Origin of the sequence: Mesorhizobium sp. M7A.F.Ca.ET.027.03.2.1, from assembly GCF_003999175.1 — a bacterium.
Taxonomy (GTDB): domain Bacteria; phylum Pseudomonadota; class Alphaproteobacteria; order Rhizobiales; family Rhizobiaceae; genus Mesorhizobium.
In genome coordinates this window covers 1-586 of the sequence record NZ_RZOM01001785.1, presented here as the reverse complement: position 1 = coordinate 586, position 586 = coordinate 1, and the positions used below count along the sequence as shown (strand labels likewise).

Here is a 586-nt window from a genome sequence, read left to right as displayed (position 1 = left end):
GTCCTCGGCACGGAACAGCCCTGCCCCGCCGGTCTGGCGCTGGCCACGCGTGATCGCGCCCAGCGTGTCGAGCCGTCTGGCGATCGTCGACAGGAAGCGCTTGCCGGCCTTCACGTTCGCGGCCATGGGCCGGAACAGCGGCGGTTGCTTCTGATTTGTGCGGGGGGTCCGTCCGAGGCCCTGGATGGCATTGTCGGCGCGCCAGCCTGCTTCGAGCAGATAGTGCTTGCGTAGGCGCTGGTTCTTCACGCCGAGATCGGCGTGGTAGGAGCGCCCGGTGCCGCCAGCGTCCGAAAAGACCAAGACGCTCTTGTCGTCATTCATAAAACTCTGGGTCTCGGCGAGATTGGCCAAGCCAGGGCGGTTTTCCACGGCCAGCCGGTCGATGCCGTCTCGGCCGGTCTTCTTCACGATGCGGCGCGACCGGCCGGTCACCTCGGCGACGGTGTCGGTGCCAAAGTGGTGGATGATCTGGTCGAGCGCGCTGCCGACCGGCGGCAGCGATGCGAGTTTTTCGACCATCTCGTCGCGCCGGCGAACGGCCTCGCGGCATTGAACCGGATTGCCATCTTCTTCGTGGAAAGGC

The 586-nt window shown here is 66.2% G+C and carries 1 protein-coding gene; it reads right to left on the bottom strand.

Annotated elements, in window-relative coordinates; genetic code table 11:
* Nucleotides 1-586 (bottom strand): strawberry notch C-terminal domain-containing protein (locus EN750_RS38055; protein WP_189526852.1); only part of this gene is annotated, 586 nt, incomplete at both ends.